At 45.0% G+C, this 21,314-nt stretch carries 21 protein-coding genes and 1 tRNA gene; 8 read left to right on the top strand and 14 right to left on the bottom strand.

The features are described from left to right. Positions 1–185: 185 nt before the first annotated feature. From GX348_05615 to GX348_05660, 10 genes are all read right to left on the bottom strand, one after another. The gene (locus GX348_05615) at positions 186–1,457 is read right to left on the bottom strand and encodes an MFS transporter (GenBank protein ID NLP41667.1); all 1,272 of its coding nucleotides are present in this window, start codon (positions 1,455–1,457) and stop codon (positions 186–188) included. A 350-nt stretch (positions 1,458–1,807) separates the two neighbouring features. After that, the gene (locus GX348_05620) at positions 1,808–3,469 is read right to left on the bottom strand and encodes a ribonuclease J (protein ID NLP41668.1); all 1,662 of its coding nucleotides are present in this window, start codon (positions 3,467–3,469) and stop codon (positions 1,808–1,810) included. Between the two features lie 230 nt (positions 3,470–3,699). Next, positions 3,700–4,593 carry a glycine/betaine ABC transporter substrate-binding protein gene (locus GX348_05625; protein NLP41669.1) on the bottom strand — a complete coding sequence of 298 codons (894 nt, stop codon included), beginning with the start codon at positions 4,591–4,593 and terminating at the stop codon, positions 3,700–3,702. A 6-nt stretch (positions 4,594–4,599) separates the two neighbouring features. Next, complete coding sequence (locus GX348_05630; GenBank protein NLP41670.1) at positions 4,600–5,250, bottom strand: ABC transporter permease; 651 nt, start codon at positions 5,248–5,250, stop codon at positions 4,600–4,602. Further along, positions 5,244–6,392, bottom strand: a complete 1,149-nt coding sequence (locus GX348_05635; protein NLP41671.1) for a betaine/proline/choline family ABC transporter ATP-binding protein — start codon at positions 6,390–6,392, stop codon at positions 5,244–5,246. The genes GX348_05630 and GX348_05635 overlap by 7 nt, the downstream gene beginning before the upstream one ends. A 211-nt stretch (positions 6,393–6,603) precedes the next feature. After that, positions 6,604–7,254 carry a GntR family transcriptional regulator gene (locus tag GX348_05640; GenBank protein NLP41672.1) on the bottom strand — a complete coding sequence of 217 codons (651 nt, stop codon included), beginning with the start codon at positions 7,252–7,254 and terminating at the stop codon, positions 6,604–6,606. Positions 7,255–7,391: 137 nt separating this feature from the next. Next, a complete protein-coding gene (locus GX348_05645; GenBank protein ID NLP41673.1) occupies positions 7,392–7,865 on the bottom strand; it encodes a hypothetical protein in 474 nt (157 codons plus the stop codon). 51 nt (positions 7,866–7,916) lie between these two features. Then, positions 7,917–8,549: a phosphoribosyltransferase gene (locus GX348_05650; protein ID NLP41674.1), complete on the bottom strand. Its 633-nt coding sequence runs from the start codon at positions 8,547–8,549 to the stop codon at positions 7,917–7,919. Between the two features lie 136 nt (positions 8,550–8,685). After that, a complete protein-coding gene (locus GX348_05655) occupies positions 8,686–9,411 on the bottom strand; it encodes a hypothetical protein (GenBank protein NLP41675.1) in 726 nt (241 codons plus the stop codon). Between the two features lie 131 nt (positions 9,412–9,542). Beyond that, positions 9,543–10,382, bottom strand: coding sequence for a hypothetical protein (locus GX348_05660; GenBank protein NLP41676.1), 840 nt, complete (start codon positions 10,380–10,382; stop codon positions 9,543–9,545). A 176-nt stretch (positions 10,383–10,558) separates the two neighbouring features. On the opposite strand from GX348_05660, the gene GX348_05665 reads away from it, so the two are divergent. Then, entirely contained in the window at positions 10,559–11,716 is a 1,158-nt protein-coding gene (locus GX348_05665) for a DNA polymerase IV (protein ID NLP41677.1), read from the top strand. Here the strand turns inward: GX348_05665 and GX348_05670 are convergent. After that, positions 11,713–11,958, bottom strand: a complete 246-nt coding sequence (locus GX348_05670) for a DUF1450 domain-containing protein (GenBank protein ID NLP41678.1) — start codon at positions 11,956–11,958, stop codon at positions 11,713–11,715. The genes GX348_05665 and GX348_05670 overlap by 4 nt on opposite strands. A 26-nt stretch (positions 11,959–11,984) precedes the next feature. Continuing rightward, on the bottom strand, positions 11,985–12,311 hold the full coding sequence (locus GX348_05675; GenBank protein NLP41679.1) for a hypothetical protein: 327 nt from the start codon (positions 12,309–12,311) through the stop codon (positions 11,985–11,987). A 238-nt stretch (positions 12,312–12,549) separates the two neighbouring features. Between GX348_05675 and GX348_05680 the strand changes: the two genes are divergently transcribed. Beyond that, entirely contained in the window at positions 12,550–13,680 is a 1,131-nt protein-coding gene (locus GX348_05680; GenBank protein NLP41680.1) for a M20/M25/M40 family metallo-hydrolase, read from the top strand. Between the two features lie 38 nt (positions 13,681–13,718). Here the strand turns inward: GX348_05680 and GX348_05685 are convergent, their stop codons facing one another. Further along, the gene (locus tag GX348_05685; protein NLP41681.1) at positions 13,719–14,789 is read right to left on the bottom strand and encodes a tetraprenyl-beta-curcumene synthase family protein; all 1,071 of its coding nucleotides are present in this window, start codon (positions 14,787–14,789) and stop codon (positions 13,719–13,721) included. 202 nt (positions 14,790–14,991) lie between these two features. Between GX348_05685 and GX348_05690 the strand changes: the two genes are divergently transcribed. From GX348_05690 to GX348_05715, 6 genes are all read left to right on the top strand, one after another. Continuing rightward, positions 14,992–15,279, top strand: coding sequence for a hypothetical protein (locus GX348_05690; protein NLP41682.1), 288 nt, complete (start codon positions 14,992–14,994; stop codon positions 15,277–15,279). 440 nt (positions 15,280–15,719) lie between these two features. Then, positions 15,720–15,796 (top strand) — tRNA-Arg (locus tag GX348_05695). Between the two features lie 231 nt (positions 15,797–16,027). Continuing rightward, the gene (locus GX348_05700) at positions 16,028–17,176 is read left to right on the top strand and encodes a glycosyltransferase family 4 protein (protein ID NLP41683.1); all 1,149 of its coding nucleotides are present in this window, start codon (positions 16,028–16,030) and stop codon (positions 17,174–17,176) included. Positions 17,177–17,194: 18 nt separating this feature from the next. Continuing rightward, a complete protein-coding gene (locus tag GX348_05705; GenBank protein ID NLP41684.1) occupies positions 17,195–17,839 on the top strand; it encodes an acetyltransferase in 645 nt (214 codons plus the stop codon). Positions 17,840–17,874: 35 nt separating this feature from the next. Then, a complete protein-coding gene (locus tag GX348_05710; protein NLP41685.1) occupies positions 17,875–18,987 on the top strand; it encodes a DegT/DnrJ/EryC1/StrS family aminotransferase in 1,113 nt (370 codons plus the stop codon). Further along, the gene (locus GX348_05715) at positions 18,947–20,173 is read left to right on the top strand and encodes a glycosyltransferase family 4 protein (GenBank protein NLP41686.1); all 1,227 of its coding nucleotides are present in this window, start codon (positions 18,947–18,949) and stop codon (positions 20,171–20,173) included. The genes GX348_05710 and GX348_05715 overlap by 41 nt, the downstream gene beginning before the upstream one ends. Here GX348_05715 and GX348_05720 read toward each other — a convergent pair. Then, a complete protein-coding gene (locus GX348_05720) occupies positions 20,154–21,305 on the bottom strand; it encodes a glycosyltransferase family 4 protein (protein ID NLP41687.1) in 1,152 nt (383 codons plus the stop codon). The genes GX348_05715 and GX348_05720 overlap by 20 nt on opposite strands. Positions 21,306–21,314 lie beyond the last annotated feature (9 nt).

The following is a 21,314-nucleotide window of genomic DNA, read 5'->3' on the forward strand; positions in this document are numbered from 1 at the left end:
CAATGTTTCCCACGGTTCTGTTTCCCTAGACAATGTTATCCTCGTACCTGCTATCCTCGTTAAACTGTAGTTGTTAGTTGTTCCAATAATCAATCTTAGGCTTAATGAAAAAAGGGTGCAGGGAATGAACCTGCACCCTTTATCTAACAAAGTAGCGATATACAAGCTGTTGTACACTGCGAAATTTAATATTTCTGAACTGAAAGAATCAGCATGCAAACTGCGGCAACTAAGCCCAGTCCCACTAAGAACATTAGACCGCCGACATAGCTTCCGGTAACGCTGATAAAGAAACCGATCAAGACAGGAGAGAAGGCTGATCCGCCGTTTGATATACCGTTCATCATTCCGGCTCCGGCACCGATGGCTTTGCCGGGAACAATCTGCTGCAGCAGGGTCCACACTGACGGAAGGCCAATGCCGATTGAAGCAATGCCTAGGGATATTAGAATAGCCGCAGTAGTATTATCCGGGGCATGAGCGCCAAAGTATATTCCGGCAGCGGCGCCCAACATAGAGATGGCGCATAAGGGGGCGCGGCGGCCAATTTTATCTGAAAGATAGCCAAAGATTACAACGCTGGCGACACCTAACACGTATGGAAGTGATGACCAGGCTCCCATCGCAACCCAGGAGAAGCCTCGGGCGACTTTGAGATAAGAGGGAAGCCAAGCCATTGTTCCCCAGAATATCGAGGCGAGACAGAAATAGAAGATAGTTATCAGCCAGAAACGATAGTTAAAAATAAAGACCTTCATGTTTTCCCAGAGTGTAGTGTTTTTAGTCTGGGCTTCGGCTTCTTTTTCAGCCCGCTGACCTTCCTCAATAAGATTGAGTTCGGCTAGGTTAACCCGCTTGTGCTGTCGGGGATAATCCGTTGTCCAGAACCATAACAAGATGAGCGGTAGCAATCCTAGGACAACTAATATAAAGAAACTCGCCCGCCAGCCAAAATCCTGAACAATCCAGGTAAAGAAGGGCATTGCAATAGCAGGGCCTACCATTAGGCCGATTATCCAAACTGCATTAGCCTTGCCTCGTTCATGCGGAGGAAACCAATTTTTAACATAACTGCTTTGCATCGGCCAATGCATACCTTCACCCAGGCCAAGAATTACCCGTGCTACAAGCATTGTCGAGAAAGACATTGCAAATCCGCCGATTAATAGTGATACTCCCCACAAAACTATGGATAAAGACATGGCTTTTCGCGGTCCTAATATATCACCTAACGGACTTAATAAAACATTAGAAAAGCCGTAAGCAATCAAAAACAATGTCATTAGCATTCCCATTTGAACCGGTTGCCCTTTAATGCCCATTTCAGTCAGAAAGGCATTGTCGGCGGCTAGGACTGACACGTTTACCCGATCAAGATAAGCTACGAGAAGGGTAATTAATAGTATAAAGACAAGAATATACCTTTGATTAGTGGGTTTCGTTTCAGTATCCAGCATTGGCCCGCCTGTTTTAGCTACCCCGGCATTAGCATTCTCCATCGTGATCCCCCTTTACAATAATACCTGTATGGTTAAAGATTATTTCGTTACAATTGCAGAATCACCTCCTTGGGTATAAATATTTTAATACAAAAGTTTATTAAGAGAGGATAAAAATAATTACAAGGAAATAAGTACACGAATTAGTGCGGTTATGTACGCAGTACGAATACAAACGATGAAATAATAATGTTAAAATGTTAGAAAGCAAAAGGCTGCAATATCTTATAGATATTGCAGCCTTTTGTTAAGGGGTTTAAACATGTTTAGTATTATTGCTGAGTCATTTCTAAAATGCTGTTTGGATGTTAAACTTCCATGATTATTGGCAGAATCATTGGCCGGCGACCGGTTTTTTCGTAAAGATACTTGCCCAAGGCTTCGCGGATTTGAGTCTTTATGGTAGCCCAATCAGTAATTTTACCGTTCTCGAATTTCTCTAAGGCCTGTTTTACTCGACCCTGAGCTTCATTCATTAGAGTCTCGGATTCTCTAATATAGACAAAGCCTCTTGATACCAAATCAGGCCCGGCAAGGACATGGCCGCGTTGCTTGTCAAGTGTAACCACGACAATTAAAACGCCTTCTTTAGAGAGCTGTTGCCGGTCTCTAATAACAATGTTGCCGACATCGCCGACGCCAAGACCGTCAACAAAGACGCGTCCGGCAGTCACCTTGCCGGCAACCCGGCCAGTCTCAGCTGTGAATTCAAAGACGTTGCCGTTTTCACCGATGAAGATATTCTCGCGCGGGATACCCAATGTTTCGGCAATTCTCCCATGCTGCTTAAGCATCCGGTATTCGCCATGGACGGGGATAAAGAATTTAGGACGTACCAGATTGAGAATGAGCTTGACCTCCTCCTTGCTGGCATGACCTGATACATGGATACCTGAGGATTTTTCATACACGACATGGGCGCCTAGTCTAAGCAGACTGTCAATAGTCCTTCCGACCGACTTTTCATTGCCGGGAATAGGGGTGGCTGAAATTACCACTGTATCTTCAGGGTAGATAGCTACAGTTCGATGGTTGCTTGTTGCCATCCGGCTGAGGCCCGACATGGGCTCACCTTGGCTGCCGGTTGTGAGAATCAGTAGTCTATTACTAGGATAACGATTGATTTCCTCAGCATCAATGAGCGTCCCTTCCGGAACATCCAGGTAGCCTAAGTCCATTGCAATGGAAACGACATTTATCATACTGCGGCCAAAGATGGCGACTTTGCGGCCATATTTAACGGCTGAATTAATAGCTTGCTGGACGCGCAGCACATTTGAGGCAAAAGTCGCCATTATAATCCGGCCTTTAGCAGCCCGGAATGCATCATCTAAGGCGACTCCGACCGTTCTTTCCGACTCGGTAAATCCCGGACGTTCCGCGTTGGTGCTGTCAGAAAGCAGTACTAGTACGCCTTGGTCGCCAAGCTCGGCAAACTTATGAATATCAATCATTTTGCCGTCTACCGGGGTCTGATCAATTTTAAAATCGCCGGTGTGAATAACGGTTCCTACCGGGGTTTTAAAATAAATAGCCATTGCGTCAGGGATGGAGTGGCTCACCCTAATGAACCCGACCTTCAGATTCCCAATATCAATTTGGTCGCCAGGATTTACCGGTATCAGTTCGTAGTTAGCGACATTGTTTTCTTTAAGCCGGCTTTCGACTAAGCCTAATGACAGTCGAGCTCCGTAGACCGGGACATTAATTTTCTTTAACAGATATGACAAGGAGCCGATATGATCCTCGTGGCCGTGGGTCAATACTACGGCGCGTACTTTGTCCATATTTTCGAGAAGATATGTAATGTCGGGAATAACTAGGTCAATGCCTAGCAGGTCGTCTTCAGGGAAGGCAAGACCTGCGTCGAGGACGATAATGTCGTCGCCGTAACGAAACACAGTCATGTTCTTGCCGATTTCTCCTAAACCGCCGAGCGGAATAATTTGCAGTTTGTCTTTTTGGTCCATAAATGATCTCCTTTGGTTGGGTACTTTTATATATACCTCTATTATGCCAGAAAAAGCCTTGATAAAACACGTTTTTCTGGCAAACAGGCCGTATTTCCGGGAAATATTTTGCAAATCTATCCAATTTACCGCTTAAAAGCAAAATTGCCGCCTTGCTATCGTTCGCATGACAATAGGAGGGAGTTGTCATGCGAACGATGGAAGCAGGCGGCTATCTCAGCTATTAAATTCTAAATAAGACCTTGAGATTTAAGCCATTCGCGGGCTACTTGTTGGGGATCCTGTTTTTCAAGGTCAACCTTTGCATTTAGGGTAGACATCTGTTTGTCATCCAGTTTGCCGGCCAGCAGGTTGAGGACCTCGGCCAGTTCAGGATGTTTCTTGAGGGTATCCTCGCGGACGATTGGAGCAGCATAATATGGCGGGAAAAAGTTCTTGTCATCTTTCAGCACTTTAAGATTAAAGGCTGGTATGCGGCCGTCGGTTGCGAAAGCATCAATTACGTCTACTTTGCCATCGCGACAGGCGGCATAAGTCAGACCAGGGTCCATGCCTTTGGCTGTACCGAAGTTTAAGCCATAGACCTTTTTGACACCTCTATAGCCGTCATCGCGCTCTAAAAATTCGTGGGTAACGCCGAGGGTAAGGCTAGATTGATGTTCAAGCAAGTCGCTGATTTTTTCCAGACCCAATTGCTTGGCTTGGTCGGCTCTGACTGAAAGCGTATATGTGTTGTTAAAACCCAAAGGCTTTAGCCAGACAATCTGCTTTTTGTCTTTGTACATTTGCTTTACTTTTTGATAGGCGGCTTCAGGATCGTTAATTACCTTCTCACCTAGGATATGCATGAGCCCTGTCCCGGTGTATTCAGCATAGAGATCAAGATCGCCGCGCTCGAGCGCCTGGGCTACAACGTTGGTTCCACCAAGATATGGCTTCACTTCGACTTTAAGATTTGTTTTAGCCTCGATTAAATCCCGCATTATATAGACGAGAATATCTTGTTCAGTGAAGTTCTTACCGCCGATTACGATTTTATCAGAGTTTACTGAGGCGGTACTTGAGCAGCCTACTAACGACAAACTCAGGACAAGTATCATTACCAACAAAATAATTTTTTTCAAATACAATCACCCTTTCATAGTACTTAAGCCTTTCGGCTGAGCGCTGGTTTCCATTCTCTTGAGGGCAAAATCAAAAGCTAAGGCCAAAACTGCCGCCGGGATGGCACCAGCTAAAATCAATTCTTGATTTGCCATTGAAATACCGCGGAATATCAAATCGCCCAACCCGCCAGCACCAATGAGCGCAGCCAAGGTAGCAACGCCAACAAGCAGAACGGTAGCGGTACGAATCCCCGCCATTATTACCGACAGGGCTAATGGCAGTTCGACCATAAACAAGACCTGAAATGAAGTCATTCCCATACCGACCCCGGCTTCGGTAGCGGCCGGGTTAACCCCGAGAATACCGGTATAGGTGTTGCGCAAAATGGGAAGCAAGCCATAGATTGTCAGAGCAATGACGGCCGGAGTAAAGCCGATGCCAAAGAGCGGTATCATTAATCCCAGCAGTGCAAGACTTGGGATCGTTTGGAAAACTGCGGCAATGCCGATAATAGGCTCAGCCCATTTTTGCTTGCGGGTGAGAATAACCCCGACCGGAATAGCAATCAAGATTGCGAGAGCAAGTGAAATAGCTGTTAGTTCAATATGTTGGATTGATGCAGCAAGGATATCATCAGAACGGTCCTGCCAAATTTCAACTATTGTTTTTAACATGCTGCATTAACACCTCCGGCTCGTCGCTGTTTGGTGCTAAAGTTTTTGGCCATAACGTCTACTAAGCTGGCTCTTGTTATTACCCCGAGGAGTTCTCTGTCGCGATTAACTACCGGCAAGTAAGCTACCCGATGTTTGCTGATAAGATAAATGGCGTCATTTAATGTTTGGGTATTAAGTAGCGTGGGGAAATCGCGACGCATAATATCTTCAAGAATCAAATGCTCTTCATTAAAGGAACTTTGAATTTCCCATACGCCAACAATACCTAGCAGCTTTTCGTCCTGATTAACGACTAACAAAGTATCAACCTTCTGCTTCCGCATCGTATTGATGCTTTCTGCCAGGCCCCGGTTAGGTCTTGCCGTTACCGGTTTAATCATCAAATCTTCAATTGTAGGAAGTGTTTCCACCTGACCAATGCGGTTGGCGCCGATAAAACTGCGGACAAAATCGTTGGCAGGATGGCGCAGTATTTGTTCAGGGGTATCGAATTGAATAACTTGACCGCTCTTCATTATGCAGATGCGATCAGCAATTTTAATGGCCTCGTCAATATCATGGGTAACAAAAACAACTGTTTTTTGAAGCTTTTGTTGTAAGTTGAGTAGTTCATCCTGCAATTGTTCCCGGCTAATCGGGTCTAAGGCGCTGAACGGTTCGTCCATTAAAATGATGGGTGGATCAGCAGCTAATGCTCTTATGACCCCAACCCGCTGTTGCTGACCGCCGCTCAGTTCAAGCGGGTAACGGTCGCGATAGACATCCGGGTCGAGGCCGACCATTGCCAGCAATTCATCGACGCGCTGGAGATAAACTTGTTTATCCCATTTTTTTAGTTTTGGGACAATAGCGATGTTATCGGCAATAGTCATGTGCGGTAGCAGGCCTACATGTTGAATAACATAACCGATATTGCGGCGTAGCTCAATCGGGTCCTGTTCGAGAACGTTTTTCCCGTTGATGTAGATGGCGCCGTGCGTTGGTTCGATTAAGCGATTAATCATTTTGAGCGTTGTCGTCTTGCCCGACCCGCTCGGGCCAATCAAAGCCACAATTTCACCTTGTTTAATATCAAGATTGATGTTATCTACGGCACGAAAATCACCATATATCTTTGACAAATTATCGAAAGAAATCATCAAACTCCTCCTTCTTATATAGCTAAATCCCTTAATAGGACAGGAATCAAATGGGATGTAATGAAAATGTTAACTAACAACCCTAGGTATATTATAAGGTTGTTAGGATATAATTGTAAATGTAAATTTTTGGTAATGCCTCTTGACAAGTACAAAAAAAGATGCCCTGAGAGTAGGAATTTACTACTCTCAGGGCATCTTGAAATTTTTTTTAGCCGAAGCTTAAATCTTTCTCTGCAGTTTCATTGGATTTGTTCAAAAAACTGGTCATTTGCTGAAGGACATCATCTTTGCCGACGACAACAATACGATCATTAGCTTGAATAGCTGCCAGCGGCCCCGGCGATATAATTATTTCCGTCCCGCGGCGTATAGCCACCACTGTCGCGCCGGTATGCTGCCACAGCTTGAGCTGAGCAATTGTTTTACCTACAACATGCGAATTCTCGGGGGCTTTAACTTCAATCGGATTATAGGGGGTAAGGTTTTTAAGTCGATCGGAATAACCAATAATATCATTTATAATCTGCTCAAACCGTCGGTCGGTTGCCTGCTTTTCAGCTAGCAGGACCTCAAGTTCTTGTTTCAAAGAGTATACTGATTGCATGCTTTTATGATGCTCAATAAAGTGATAAGCTTCGGCAACTGATATTACTACTACTTCTTTTCCCTGCGAAACTGAAACCACATTAGCATCCTTTAGTAGGCTGACAGCCTTACGAATGGTTTCAGATGAGACATTATAATGACTGGCTAATAGTGTTCGCCCAGAAACCTTGGTGCCGACAGGAAACTCATCATTAATTATTCTTTGTGCAATATCTAAGGCGATAGAATGGTACATGGACATATTGACGCTCATCAATCTCCCTCCGCAGACTTTATTTCGAGGTGCGTAACTTTTCTCCTGCTTAACAAAGGATTAGGACAAAATTTAGCTGATTTAAGCCATTTCTATCGCTCAGTTCAAGTCATTATTGAGTAGGCGTATAACTCAAGCTAGACGGCAAAACCAATCGGGTTGGAAGTTGATTTGATAAAACCGTCTCTTTGATAGTAGTTTTTGATACTGTCATAAATATAGTCAAAGGCGGGGATAAAATCTTCTTTAGCGCTTATCTCAAATTCTTTTCGGCTTAACCCAACTTTCACAAGGAAGTAATCAGAAGCTTTTTTAATTCGTAGAGCTGCTAAGACAACATCCTGCTCACCTGAATTTTTAAGCGTAAGTGAAAAACACAAAGAATAATAGCCGTCAGGGCTGTGGAGCAGAGCTTTTTTGAGGTCGCAGCCTTGTTTGATATCGAGCATATCCTGAGGGGCATAAAATTTTATTGTATCATCAGGGCAGTCTAAATACTCTTTCAAACCGGTAAAAAATTCATCGGTAAATGTGTAACAGTAATCGGCATATTGGTTAAAACGAGCCGATGCCTGTTGATATTCGGCGCATAAATCATCATACTTAGACATTTTGGTCCCTCCTTGGCTGTTATACTTCACTCTATGCAGCCAAGGGGGTGTTTAGTTACCTACTTCAGTTAAAATATCAACAACTTCTTGGTCGGAAGTTTGCGAAAAATCCTGATAATATTGGCCGACTGCCATAAAGTCATAAGGTTGGATAGGACAGATTACGGTATCAACTTGTTTACTTAAATTAGCTGCTACATCAGGCGGGGCAACCGGGACGGCAATGATAATTTTTCCGGGTGTCAGGGTTTTAAGCCATTGGACAGCGGCGTAGATGGTGTAACCGGTAGCGATACCGTCGTCGACGAGCACTATGGTTTTACCGCTTACGTTAGCAATGCGTTCTGTCCCGGTATAGGCAATCAGACGCCGCTTAATTTCCTGGTATTGCTCGCTGACTAGCTCGCTTAGCCTATTATCATCGAGTCCCAGGCGTTCTGCAGCAGCTTCATCAAGTACGGCGGTGCCATCAGGCATTACTGCCCCGATTGCAACTTCGGGATTAAGGGGATGGCCGATTTTGCGGGTAATTAAAACGCCGACACTGAGGCCGAGTTTTTCGGCTATCGGTTGGGCAACGACTATGCCGCCCCGAGGTATTGCCAAAAGATAAGGCTTCTCCAGATTAAGCGCTGCCAGTTTTTCAGCAAGATTTTCGCCGGCTTCGATCCGGTTTTTAAACATAGCTGTCAGTCCTCTCGCATGGATATGTGAGGCGGTAATTTTCTTAGCCTTAATTATTAGTGTGCTATGACGGCTAAGCCGCTATACTAAAAATCTCTCGTCAACTACTGACGAGAGATTTTTCGCACTATTATGGTTAAATTTTAAATTTGCGTACAATATCATGGAGAGCAACAGCTGATTTGGCGAGCGTATCAGCATTGGCATTGATTTCATGCATGCTGGCCGTCTGCTCTTCGGACGAAGCGGCAACTGTTTGGGCATTTGCTGTCGACTGCTGAGCAACAGCACTGATGTTTTCAATCCCAGCTACCATGGATTGTGTTCCCTTAGCGGTTTGGTTTATTGCGGCGGCAATTTGGCTGATGCCGGCTTTGACGGAATCCAATTTTTCAATTATTGCTTTAAAGCCTTGCTGGGTATGTAGCGTGGTGTCCTTGCCTTTTGCCACTTCAAGGCGGGCTTTATCAGCTGAAGCTACTGCGATGGTAATTTCACTACCCATATTGCTGATAATATTAGCAATATCCCGTGTTGCATGGCTGCTTTGCTCGGCCAGTTTGCGGACTTCTTCGGCTACAACGGCAAAACCGCGTCCGGCTTCGCCGGCTCGAGCAGCCTCAATAGCGGCGTTTAGGGCCAGAAGGTTAGTCTGACCAGCAATATTACTGATAACATCAATAATACCTTTAATATCCTCGGAGGCTTTGGCAAGCTTAGCTGTAACCTCGGTAATATCGCTCATGGCGTGGTCAATTGACTCGTTTTGGGCAACAACCTGTCCGAGCATTGCCATGCCTTGATGGGCCTCAGATACAGCCTCTTCACTCCCGGCATTTACCTGGCTAGCGCTGGCGCTCATTTCTTGGGCTCCCGCGGCTACTTCCTCTAAGGTAGCCGAGATGTTTGTTATATTTGTGGAATTGTGATGAGCAGAGGAGGCAATTTCTTCAACACTTTTGGCTACTACCTCGACGGCGTTAAGATTTTCGCTTACAGTCGCGCTAAGCTGCTGGCTGCCGCTACCGTTTCACCGCTGTTTTGAAGCTCGTTGACCATCGCCTTTAATTTATGACGCATGTCAACAATAACCTTTGCCATATCGCCGACTTCGTCATTTAGTGAAGCGTGGATATCGGGGCGGGAAAGATCAAGCGCACCTATCGCAGCCAGTTCTTGATAGATAGCAGTAAACCGCTTATTCATCCAGCGACTGAACAGGACGACCAGGACGACAACTAAGGCAATCATTAGAAAACTTGCGACAAAAACGGTAGTCTTGATTGAAGCAATGGTATTCTCCAGGCTAAGGACGGTATTTGACATAACCTTACTCTGGTGTTCCGAAAGACTGTTAAACTGAGCGTCAGTGTCGGCTACAATCTGGCGGCCTTCGCCAGTATATTTATTGAGATTTGGGTCGTTGGCTTTTTTGGCGGCAATTACTTTATCGCCAACGGCAAGATAACTGGTAATTAGCCTTTCCAGTTTAGCGCCTTCCTCCTTAGTTTCCGGAGTATTGCTTTCGTCTTTATACTTCTTAGCAATCTCGATGCTCTTCTGCATGTCGGCTCGATAGCCCTGTTCATATGCCGAGCCGTCCGGGTAGAGCAAGAACCCCCGCATATTGAGAAGGGCTCTGGTAAAATACATATGCCCGTCTTTTAGGGATACCGAGCGAGCTGCAGTATAGTTGGCCATTGTTTGGGCTTGCTCGCCAACTTTGATTAGATCAAATACGGTGTAACCTAGTAGTGCGAGTAGGAGAATGGTAACTAGTCCAAACATACTAAATAGTTGGGCAATTAAGGGTATCCGTCGTTTGCTGTCCATAGGCTAAAACTCCTTTTATGTAAAGTGTCTTTAAGATTCGTTATTAGATCGTAAAATCCTGTATAATTAAGCCAGTTCTTACAAAATGAGGACATAGGTCCTAAGGCTCTAGTTTAGATCCTTAAAAGCAGGGAATTAGCCACATGATAGAGAAAACATAAGTTCGGGTGAAGAATATGCAACGCTGGATTATTCATATCGATATGGATGCCTTCTTTGCGGCAGTTGAGCAGCGCGACAATCCTGAATTCAGAGGTAAACCGGTAATTATCGGCGGTTTAAGCGGCCGCGGGGTAGTCGCAACAGCATCGTACGAGGCCAGAAAATTTGGCGTGCGGTCGGCTATGCCAATGGTTGAAGCTCGGCGGCGCTGTCCGCAGGGGATGTTTCTGAATTGTAATCATAATAAATATAGCGCTGTTTCCCAAGAGATTATGGCAATTCTGAGTGACTTTTCGCCGCTTATCGAGCCGTTGTCGCTAGATGAAGCCTTCTTGGATATGACGGGAACCGAGTGGTTGTTTCCTGATATAGTAGATGCGGCGAAGCAAATAAAAGCCCGCATAAAAGCCGAGGTCGGTCTGGTAGCCTCGGCCGGAATAGCGCCTAATAAATTTTTGGCTAAATTAGCGTCAGATTTAAAAAAGCCAGACGGATTATATATTATAAGGCCGGGTGAAGAACAAACCGCTATCGCTCACTTGCCGGTTGGCAGGCTGTGGGGCGTTGGCGAGGCGACGGCCAGCATTCTCACCAAACTGGGGATAGCTACCATCGGCCAATTAGCCCAAACCGACTTGAGCGTACTCAGGAAACATTGCGGCAATTTTGCCGCTGACCTTCAAAGGCTGGCGCACGGTATCGATAACCGGCCGGTTATTGCCGAACAAGAGCCTAAATCAATCGGCAAGGAAACAACCTATGATACCGATTTGGTAAGTCCCAAGCAAGTTGAAGCGGAACTTCTCCGTTTAGCCGAAAAGGTGGGGTGGCGGCTGAGGCGTTACGGCTATGCGGCGCGGACTATTACGGTAAAGATTCGCTTTGCATCGTTTCGCACGATTACGCGCAGTAAAACATTGGCTGATCCAACTAATTTCGATGACGTGATATTTTCGGTTGCCCAGGAAATTTGGCATAATACGACCATGACCGAAGGAGTACGATTAATAGGAATAACCGCAGCCAACCTTCAGGCCGGCTGCGGTCAAATGTCATTATTCAGCGAGGAAAATGATAAGCGTCAAGCCATCTATCAAACGGTAGATAAGCTTAAAGCCAAGTTCGGTGAAACTATTATTACTAAAGGCCGGATAAATCGGGACGAAGGTTAGCGGTCTATGGCAGATTTCTTTTCGCCAATGATGTTTTTGATTCTTTCAAACAAAGCGTGGGTGGTATCCGCCGTTACTAAAGTATCGTTAGCTACCGCGATAAAGCTTTCGGCACAGTCGCCGCACTCGCCGAGGCACGGTTCGACGGCAATATCAACATTGGTAAATTCAGTTTTTGTCTTTTCAACCAGCTGCGGCATATCGTCGCGCATGTTGTTCTCACAAAAGCGAAGTGTGTTCATTAAAAGACCTCCTAGTTTGGTTTTAGTCAGCTATGACTGTGGTGATGTCGCCGCAAGTGACGGTCAAGGGAATCGCGGACTTGATCGGGGCCCATGCCGGTAATGTTAATTCTTACGGGTGAGGATAGTTCATCACAAAAGTCGTGGCGAATGTTGCCAAGGCTAATATCGACTCTTTCGGTAAAACTAGAGTATGTGGCTAGAATATCAGGATGGTAGCCTGTACATAAAACGGCGTCGACCTTAGTACCGGGACGTTCTGCGGTAGAATAATCGACTACTTTGTAGCCTTGTTCAGTTAAATATTTAGCAAGTGCTCCCGAGGCAGAATGTAAGGCAATTACTTTCGGCATAGTGTTCCTTTCCAGCGTATAGCTTTACTCATTAGTAGTAATAGTATGCCCGTTCTGGGAAAAGTTTAGCGGTATTATGCTGAATTTTATCCGACGACCAAGACGCTGTAAAACTCCTATCTTATTAAGTAGGAGTTAACAGCATTAAGTCCCCGGATAATTTCGACTAGAATTCAGTGGTGTTAAAGCGCCATCTAGATTAAGTTTCTATTTATCAATTTAATAGCGGAGGTGTGTTATGATCAACCGTAAACGAATGTTGGACGAATTTTTTGAGCTGGTTCAAATAACCTGCACCAGCGGCAAAGAGCGGGAGGTAGCAGACTTAGTCAAGCAGCGGTTGGAGGATTTAGGACTTGAGGTAACTGAAGATAAGGCCGGTGAAAAAATAGGGGGGAATACCGGCAATATTCTAGGATACCTAAAAGGGACTGCCGCCGGCGCGCCGGTGATAATGCTAAGCGCTCATTTAGATAGTGTTGAGCCATGCAGCGGCGTTAAACCGCAGCTGAAAGACGGGGTAATTACTTCGGCCGGTGATACAATTTTAGGTTCAGATGATAAGGCCGGAGTGGCATCAATATTGGAGGCTTTACGGATTGTTACCGAAAAGCAAATACCGCATGGTGATGTGCAAGTTGTTTTTACTGTTCAGGAAGAAAGCGGACTATGCGGGTCTAAAAATATTGACCGCGAATGGATTAAGGCTGATTTTGCTTATGCGCTTGATTCAAGCGGCGAGCCCGGCAAGATTATTATTAAGGCTCCGGGGGAAAACACAATTAAGGTTACCGTCAAAGGTAAAACTGCCCACGCCGGTATCGCTCCTGAAGAAGGCATAAATGCCATAGTAGTCGCCGGCAAGGCTTTGGCTCAACTCAAACAGGGGCGGCTTGATGAGGAAACAACGGCTAATGTCGGCATAATAAAAGGCGGCCAGGCAACCAATGTTGTACCTGACCGGGTGGAGATTGTCTGCGAGGCTCGCAGTCATAATATGGACAAATTACAAAAGGTCACTCAGGATATGAAAGCGACTTTTGAGCGAGTAGCCCAAGAAAATGGCGCCAAAGCAGAAGTTGAAATCATTGAGGACTTCGTGGCCTACGCCTTGAAGGAAGATTCGCAGCCGGTAGCCTTGGCGGTCAAAGCGGCTGCAAGCATCAACCTTAAGCCCCAGCTTGAAGCGACAGGTGGCGGCAGTGATGCCAATGTGTTTAACAGTTTTGGAATACCAACAGCCGTAATGGGCATGGGCATGAGCAAGGTGCATACAACTGAGGAATATATTAAGGAAGAAGAATTATACCAAGGGGCCGAACTTGCAGTAGCCTTAATTAAGGCGGCCGCCGAAACTAATAAGGCATAAATAGTAATCTTCCCCAAGATGCCAACAATGAGCATAGCTTACAAGATGGATTTTTTCCTAAGTAAGCGGCACAATTGATATACCAAACCAGTATAAATCCCGCCGGTTTCCAAAAGCGCAGCACGGATGGCCTGTTCAGCGGGGCGTTCGGTTTTCGGATCGGAAAGATACATTGCCAATAGTCCGTGAATGATAGTTGTTGTGAATATTGGTTCGGGGATATACTCAGCCTGCGCCAAAGCCTGCTTGGTAAAAAGTTCTAGGCGGGTTAGCGTTTCTTGGTGGTCTTTATAGTAAGCAACAAAATTAAGATCGCCGTTCGCCAGGTCTTCGGCAGCATCAATAAAATAGTCGAGCAGAATGTGGAGCCCGTTAATCCAAGGGAAATAGGCGCTGGCAAACTTGGCAGCATCGGAAGGTTTAAGATTGGGATCGCTGGCGGCGGCGCACAACATAAACATCCCTAAAGTAGAGCCAGTGGCTGCCGCAAACTCCCAATTGCTGATTTCAGGATAGTTTCTAAGGTAAGGGTCTATCCAGGTCTTCATCTTGTCCTCCCGGATAGCAAGGTCAAGGTGTTTATAGGTCTGTAATTCACTATATAAAGAAGCAAATTTTAACGCGTCAGCCTTTACTAGGTGATAGGAAGGCAGCTTAGCTACTTCTTGACGGCAAGTTTTTATAAGTTCTTTAAGATAACCGCCATCATCTTTAAAGGGGTAAAACCGGTAGTAGTCATTATCACGACTGCCCGGGTCGAGTGCATCGGTCATGGCCAGATGAAGCTGGCGAAATGCCAGTTCATCGGCAACGCCGGCCCGGTCACATAGATTGTCAAGATAGTCGCTGATGGTCTGAAGGGCAACGACTAGCCGTACGAAATCCGGAGTTGATACTCCGCGGTATAAACTATAGACGCTGCCGCCCTGACAATGAAACTTTTTATCCCTGATGCTGGCAAGAGCCTGTTCGCGCAGTTCATGACAGCCATTTTGTTCGGCGTAATGGCGCCAATGGGCAAGCTCGGCGTTCACCAAGGGGAATACTTGACGGACAAACTTTGTTATCAAGCTCAAACTAGCAGCAGAGTTTTTAAGTGAAGCAAACATGGCGGCCTCCTAATTTTTCTATATACCTTTATTTTACCCCGTTACCAGTATAATGCAAACATACTACCAATTGTTCCTGTTCCTAAACAACCTCATATTACCATAAAAACCAACTCGTACTTGCGTTGGAACTGTTCTGCTTGTTATAATGAGTTCATATGAGAATTTTTAGCCGTTCTATTTTGTAAAGGTGGGTGTACTTATGGCAGATGTATATCGCGTAGCTGTTCATTATGGCAATGACAATGGTTTTGTTGAATACAACCTTGAAACTAAGACGATTAAAGTTAAACTAGCTAATGATGCTAAACGTCGCGAGGCTGAGGAGTATCTGGCCAAGGAACATACTATCGCCGTTGCGGGCGCGGATATTCGTGATTTTGAAGCTCGACAGGTTATAGCGTCGCAAGATGTTGAAAGCTTTAAGCTAGCGCTTACCCGGATGTGGGAAGCCACTGACGTTCATGTTGACTGGAGCCGTCCGGCTTAGCTGGCGATTTATAAAGATACCTAGTCCAAAAGGACTAGGTATCTTTATTTCCATGGCACACACCTCACGAAAGGCTTATTAGTATTCCGCACAACCGTTGTGGATAAGTTTACGCGGTAAACTGCCGCAATAGGGGCTTCCTATCAGCCAGAAGGCCTAGGACAGGAGTCTTATCCACAAAAGTATCCACAAAAACCACTTATCTGTGGATAAGTTAACAATTCCATCGTGGATATTGTGGAAAAATCCTGTGAAAACCGATAAAAGTTAGTCACTGGCTGTGGATAAAATTGTGGAAATGTCGGTAAATCATTTTCGTTGCGGTATTTTCGTTGTGGATAGGCTGTTGATTATAACCAAGTTACATTAGAACAAGTTAATGCTTGACTTTAAATAGTGGGTGTGATAAAATGCTTTTTGTTCACCAAATAAATATATATGACTCCGTAGCTCAGCTGGATAGAGCGTTTGACTACGAATCAAAAGGTCGCAGGTTCGAATCCTGCCGGGGTCGCCATTGATATTTAAGAGCTTTACGAGGTTTTCGTAAAGCTCTTTTTTCGTTTTCATAGCAGTTTTATAAAAAAAGAAATAACCGTCCTCCGGCGGCCCTTATAAGTCTTTATGGTAAAAGTTACACGCTAGCGGTTTTTTTAGTCTCCATAAGTATATTCACCGATAAAATTAAGGGTACATATAATAGCATAAGAAGATCACTTCACTATTTCCGGCCAAAGGAGTTAGTATTATGCTGCGTATAGGGATATTCTGGGTTTGCGGGTTTCGTGCTCAACTGACTGCTGAGGGTATTGGACGACATATGATCAGACTGGCTGACGGACTACTAGCGGTTGATAGTCAGCTCGAAATTATTTTAGTCACTGATACGGTTAACTTTGAGGAAGCTGTAACAGCATTCTCACATGTAGGGCGTAGATATGGAACCAGAATCAACTTTATTGCAGTCGATGACGTGGGATTAGTTAACGCTAATGCAGCCGTAGACATTTGGATTGTTCCTAATGCCGGGTTATGGAAGGCCCTTCAATTAAATAAACCGTTTATTCTTTGTCTGCATGATTTAGGTTATATCCATTTTCCTGAGCGGCCACAGGATAATCATTCGCAGCTAATCGATACCGTTGTTCCGTATTTAGCGCAAAATGCTGCCGCTGTTGTGTGTAATTCAAATTTTGTAAGAGAAAATGAGGGGCTTCGCTATCTTAAACTGCCGCCTGACAAGGTTAAAACTGTAAGATTAGCCTCTCCCCTGGAGGAATATCAGTCTTTCGGCATAATGGAAGAGGCCGCCTTCCGCAAAAAGTATGGCTTTACTACGCCATACTTTGTCTATCCTTCGGCAATGCGCTATTACAAAAATCATTACCGCCTTATCGAAGCTTTTATCAATTTCAGAAATAGCTCCAAAGGATATGATACTAATCTCCTGCTGATAATGACTGATAACTTTTTACATTACCCAGACATGCACGAAATCAAAGAGTTAGCCCCTAAGTGCTTGGATGAAACAGTTCGTAACAGCATTGTGTTTACCGGCCGCTTTCCTGCAAACGAGATGCCGTCTTTATATTCGTATGCTGCAGGGACGATTGTTCCAACCTTATTTGAAGGAAGCTGTCCATTTCCCATCCTGGAGTCGTCAATAGTTGGGACGCCGGTAGCTTTCAGTGATATCTCTGTTGTGTGGGAAGTGATACCCAAAACCAAAGAAGTGATATCCTTTGACCCTTATTCAGTAAAGGATATGGAGAAAGCAATATGCCGGTTATGGCAAAATAGAAAGCTTTGCAGTGACCGGCAGTTTAGAATTCCGGATCGTACATGGCAAGATGTAGCCCGCGAATATATTAGCATTATTCAGACGGTATTAAATTAATAACTAGGTGGAGTGCATATGTTCCATAGCAACGATTTGCTTGTTATTGGCGGCGGCGGTCATGCAAAAGTAATAATTGATATATTGGCGCAACAAAAGACCTTTACGCTGGTAGGGATTATTGACCGAAGAGACCGCATGGGCCAACATCTTAATGGAATACCAATTATTGGCGATGACAGCCAGTTGGAAAGCTTTTTTCGAAACGGGCTACGCAATGCTGTTATTGCAATTGGCGATAATCAGCGGCGGGCGGATTTATATGAAATTCTAAAGAAACTAGGATTCAACATTGTCAGCATAGCACACCCCTCGGCTGTCATAGCAGCCACAGTTCATCTTTCTACGGGCGCGGCAATTATGCCGGGTGCGGTACTCAACGCTGATTGTATGGTAAAAGAAAATGTAATTATCAATACCAAAGCCTCAATTGATCATGATTGTAGAGTAATGGAGCACTGTCATATCGCTCCGGGATGTACGCTGGCAGGCGGAGTGTCGGTAGGGGCGGGAACTTTGCTTGGTGCGGGTACAACTGTGTTGCCCGGTATCGATATTGGGGCATGGAGCATAATCGGGGCCGGGTCTGTTGTAGTTTCGGCGATTCCCGACCGGGTAGTCGCTTATGGCGTTCCGGCTAGAATCATTCGCCACTTAGATTGAGTGGGTTTACATTAAATGGAAAAGGGGTGTAGACTGTGGACTTTATACCTGTGGCAGCACCTGCGTTTGCTGGAAATGAAGTCAAGTATGTAATGGACTGCTTGGAGTCAGTATGGATTTCGTCAAAGGGAAGGTATATCGAGGAGTTCGAGAATAAGTTTGCCCAATATATCGGCTCTAAGCATGCGATAACGGTCAGTAACGGAACGGTGGCGCTCCATCTCAGCTTATTGGCTTATGATATTAGGTCTGGTGATGAAATAATCGTACCGACCTTAACCTATATCGCTACTGTAAACGCTGTTAGCTATTGCGGAGCAACTCCAGTTTTTATTGATTCAGAAATGGCAACCTGGAATATTGATGCCGCAGCAATTGAAGCCAAGATTACAGCGCGCACCAAAGGGATAATCGTAACTCATTTGTATGGTCACCCGGTCGATATGGATCAAGTTATGAAGATTGCCCGCAAATACAATTTGTTTGTTATTGAAGATGCTGCCGAGGCGCATGGCGCTCAATATAATGGGAATAAAGTCGGTTCAATCGGCGATATCGGAGTATTTAGCCTGTATGGGAATAAAGTGATTACCACCGGGGAAGGCGGGATAATTACAACCAATAATGATCAAGCGGCAAAAAAAATTAACTTACTGAAAAGTCAAGGAATGGACACCAAGAAACGGTTTTGGCATACCTGTATCGGCTATAACTATCGAATGACCAATATTCAGGCCGCTATTGGACTGGGGCAGCTGGAACAAATCGACTGGCATATTGAGCGGCGCTTGCAAGTTGCCGCCTTTTATGAGCAGTATTTCGCGGGGAATGAAAAAATCATTTTACCGCCGCGGCAGCCCTGGGCAAAAAATATTTATTGGCTCTATACAATTTTATTGCCGCCGGAATTAGCCGTTTTCCGGGATGAAGTCATGAAAGACCTTGCCGATGCCAATATTGAGACTCGGCCGGTGTTTTACCCTATCCATTTATTGCCGCCGTATAGCAGACTTGCGGAAGGGCAATCTTACCCGGTCGCTGAGTTGATTGCACGCAGCGGAATAAACTTACCAACGCATGCTAATATTTCGGAACGTGAAGTTGAGTATGTATGCAACTGTCTTATCAGGGCTGTTGAACGCTTGTAAGCAGAAACTGAATTATGGTTCGGTGATTACCATGAATATTGGAATTTTTCTTGGCTATGAGGGAAAAGTAGCTTTATCAGGCGAAGGCATTATGCGCTACGCAGTTCGCCTCGCTGAAGGCTTGCTGGGCGTTGATGCTAATCTAAAAATAAGCGTAAGCACGAATCAAGAGAATGCTGCTGAAGTGCGAGAAATCTTTTCGCAAGTAGCAGCTTCTTTTGAAGATAGTATCCAAATAAACGATTTCCAGGATATAAAATTGATTGAGGAACGCGATATTGATGTGTGGGTGGTACCCTACGTCGGAATGGAACTTGCGCTTAAACTACGGAAGCCAATAATCGTATGTTTACACGACCTTGTATATATTCATTTCAGAGAAGGATATTATAATATCTACCCCGATTTTTGCCGCCGCATCGACTATCTGGCCAGAGCCATAACTGAGAAAGCTGAGATGGTAGTATTTAGTTCTGAGTACGTTAGAGATAATGAAGGTTTATCATACTTAAAGCTTCCAGCAGATAAAGTCCGGCTTATAAGGCCGGCCCCAATCCTCAGGGAAGCTGACCTTGCAAAAGTAACGCCTGAAAGCGAGTTTAAAGTAAAATATCAGTTGGCTAATCGGTATATCGTTTATCCGTCAGTTATTCGGCTGCATAAAAATCATGCCAGGCTAATTGATGCCTTTTTACAATTTCGTCGGAGCGCGGAAGGCCAGGGTTCTGAAATTGAGTTGGCCATAACCGACAATTATCAGACCAGTCCAAACTGTCAAGAGATAGCGTCGGTTTTAAAACGGTATCCTAGTGAAATCAGTGCGCTAGTACGGTTCTTAGGCCGACTGCCGTCTAACGATATACCGGCCCTTTACCGCTATGCGTCAGGCACGATAATACCGACGCTTTTTGAAGGCAGCTGCCCGTTTCCCATATTTGAATCGCTTGCGATGGATACCCCTGTGGCTTTTGGCAGAATACCGGTTGTTACTGAGGTGATCGAAAGTACGGCACATTTAATCACTTTCGATCCCTATTCGACCGCGAGTATAAAAGAAGCGATAGCAGCCTTGCAGCTAGGCAGCGGCCATATTTCACAACAAAAAGCCGCATTTAGCGGCTTTTTAAAAAGAAGCTGGCAGGAGGTTGCCAAAGAATATTTGCAGGCTATTTATTCTCGGAGTTGAAATCATTGATGGCTGAGCGGAAAACATCCAGGTATTGCCGGGCGACGTCATCCCAATTATAGGTGATATCTGAGGAGCCTTTAACGGCTGATTTTTTGTACTTGTCGTATTTGGTAACTAACCGGTCAAGGGCGGCTAGAATCGATTCATATGATTCAGGATCGAACCAAATCACTTTAGCGCTGCGTTTGGCTAATTGTTCCCTCATAACGGGGATATCAGAACATAGTACCGGGATGCCCAGATTAAGGGCTTCTTCTACCGGATAACTGCCGCCACCTTCAGAAAGGCTGGGCATAATTAATGCCTTGGCCTTTTTTATTAATGGCGTAACTAGGCTGTCGCCTATATAGCCGAGAGGATATAAATCTTTATCAACTTCGAGTCCAACCCGCTTAATCAGTGATGTCAAAGTAGGTAGGTAAGCTATTTCCGGCCACTCCGGAGGCTGCTTACGCAACTGATCGGTAAGGTAACCGAACAAAACAAGCGGGAGCTTTTTGCGCTGGGCAAATTTAGAATAGGCAAGTAAAAGGTTGTAGTGGTTTTTGTGCGGGGAGGTATTAGCCGGATAAATGATATATTCTGCGGGTAAGTTTAGTCCTGTTTCCGTAGGGACGTCAGCGAAGGCTTTGGCAGGCGATATAGCATGGGGAACTACAGCCGCTTCACGGCACTTTTCACCAAAATGCGCAATTAGCCGACTTTTTACATGTTCGGAAGAAACAACAATTTTAGTGACCGTATCTAGCCAGTCTTTTGAGGTTTCCCAATATTGTCGGGTAAAGGAGCCGGTAACAAAGGGGGGCACATGGTCGAGGATGGTAGTATCATGGTAGGTTATTACATAAGGTTTATTAATTTTTGGGCAGGCCTGGCCATGCGGCCAAAAACAGTAGACCACGTCGGCTTCATTTATATAATTATTGAAGGCGGGCGAATCTTCCCAATATACGATATTAATTTTTGAACTATCGATATTTGCTGTCCGCTCCTTGAATTGTGTTTCTGAGGATATTACCAACGATATAGAGGCTACCTCAGGATTGCTGGCGAAGGCTTTAAGCAGATTAGTTAATAATCGGGAGCCGCCCCCAATAGAAATTACCGTACACCAAATAAGGATTCGCATAGTTTTCTC

The sequence above is a fragment of the Veillonellaceae bacterium genome (assembly GCA_012523975.1).
Lineage (GTDB): Bacteria > Bacillota > Negativicutes > JAAYSF01 > JAAYSF01 > JAAYSF01.

What these genes read in the sequence shown, in the direction of transcription:
- GX348_05700 (NLP41683.1), top strand. Translation starts at nt 16,028, where the DNA reads ATGCTGCGTATAGGGATATTCTGGGTTTGCGGGTTTCGTGCTCAACTG.
- GX348_05670 (NLP41678.1), bottom strand. Translation starts at nt 11,958, where the DNA reads ATGAACACACTTCGCTTTTGTGAGAACAACATGCGCGACGATATGCCG.
- GX348_05620 (NLP41668.1), bottom strand. Translation starts at nt 3,469, where the DNA reads ATGGACCAAAAAGACAAACTGCAAATTATTCCGCTCGGCGGTTTAGGA.
- GX348_05650 (NLP41674.1), bottom strand. Translation starts at nt 8,549, where the DNA reads ATGTTTAAAAACCGGATCGAAGCCGGCGAAAATCTTGCTGAAAAACTG.
- GX348_05645 (NLP41673.1), bottom strand. Translation starts at nt 7,865, where the DNA reads ATGTCTAAGTATGATGATTTATGCGCCGAATATCAACAGGCATCGGCT.
- GX348_05705 (NLP41684.1), top strand. Translation starts at nt 17,195, where the DNA reads ATGTTCCATAGCAACGATTTGCTTGTTATTGGCGGCGGCGGTCATGCA.
- GX348_05630 (NLP41670.1), bottom strand. Translation starts at nt 5,250, where the DNA reads ATGTTAAAAACAATAGTTGAAATTTGGCAGGACCGTTCTGATGATATC.
- GX348_05615 (NLP41667.1), bottom strand. Translation starts at nt 1,457, where the DNA reads ATGCTGGATACTGAAACGAAACCCACTAATCAAAGGTATATTCTTGTC.
- GX348_05690 (NLP41682.1), top strand. Translation starts at nt 14,992, where the DNA reads ATGGCAGATGTATATCGCGTAGCTGTTCATTATGGCAATGACAATGGT.
- GX348_05715 (NLP41686.1), top strand. Translation starts at nt 18,947, where the DNA reads ATGTATGCAACTGTCTTATCAGGGCTGTTGAACGCTTGTAAGCAGAAA.
- GX348_05680 (NLP41680.1), top strand. Translation starts at nt 12,550, where the DNA reads ATGATCAACCGTAAACGAATGTTGGACGAATTTTTTGAGCTGGTTCAA.
- GX348_05665 (NLP41677.1), top strand. Translation starts at nt 10,559, where the DNA reads ATGCAACGCTGGATTATTCATATCGATATGGATGCCTTCTTTGCGGCA.
- GX348_05640 (NLP41672.1), bottom strand. Translation starts at nt 7,254, where the DNA reads ATGAGCGTCAATATGTCCATGTACCATTCTATCGCCTTAGATATTGCA.
- GX348_05685 (NLP41681.1), bottom strand. Translation starts at nt 14,789, where the DNA reads ATGTTTGCTTCACTTAAAAACTCTGCTGCTAGTTTGAGCTTGATAACA.
- GX348_05720 (NLP41687.1), bottom strand. Translation starts at nt 21,305, where the DNA reads ATGCGAATCCTTATTTGGTGTACGGTAATTTCTATTGGGGGCGGCTCC.
- GX348_05675 (NLP41679.1), bottom strand. Translation starts at nt 12,311, where the DNA reads ATGCCGAAAGTAATTGCCTTACATTCTGCCTCGGGAGCACTTGCTAAA.
- GX348_05635 (NLP41671.1), bottom strand. Translation starts at nt 6,392, where the DNA reads ATGATTTCTTTCGATAATTTGTCAAAGATATATGGTGATTTTCGTGCC.
- GX348_05660 (NLP41676.1), bottom strand. Translation starts at nt 10,382, where the DNA reads ATGGACAGCAAACGACGGATACCCTTAATTGCCCAACTATTTAGTATG.
- GX348_05655 (NLP41675.1), bottom strand. Translation starts at nt 9,411, where the DNA reads ATGAGCGCCAGCGCTAGCCAGGTAAATGCCGGGAGTGAAGAGGCTGTA.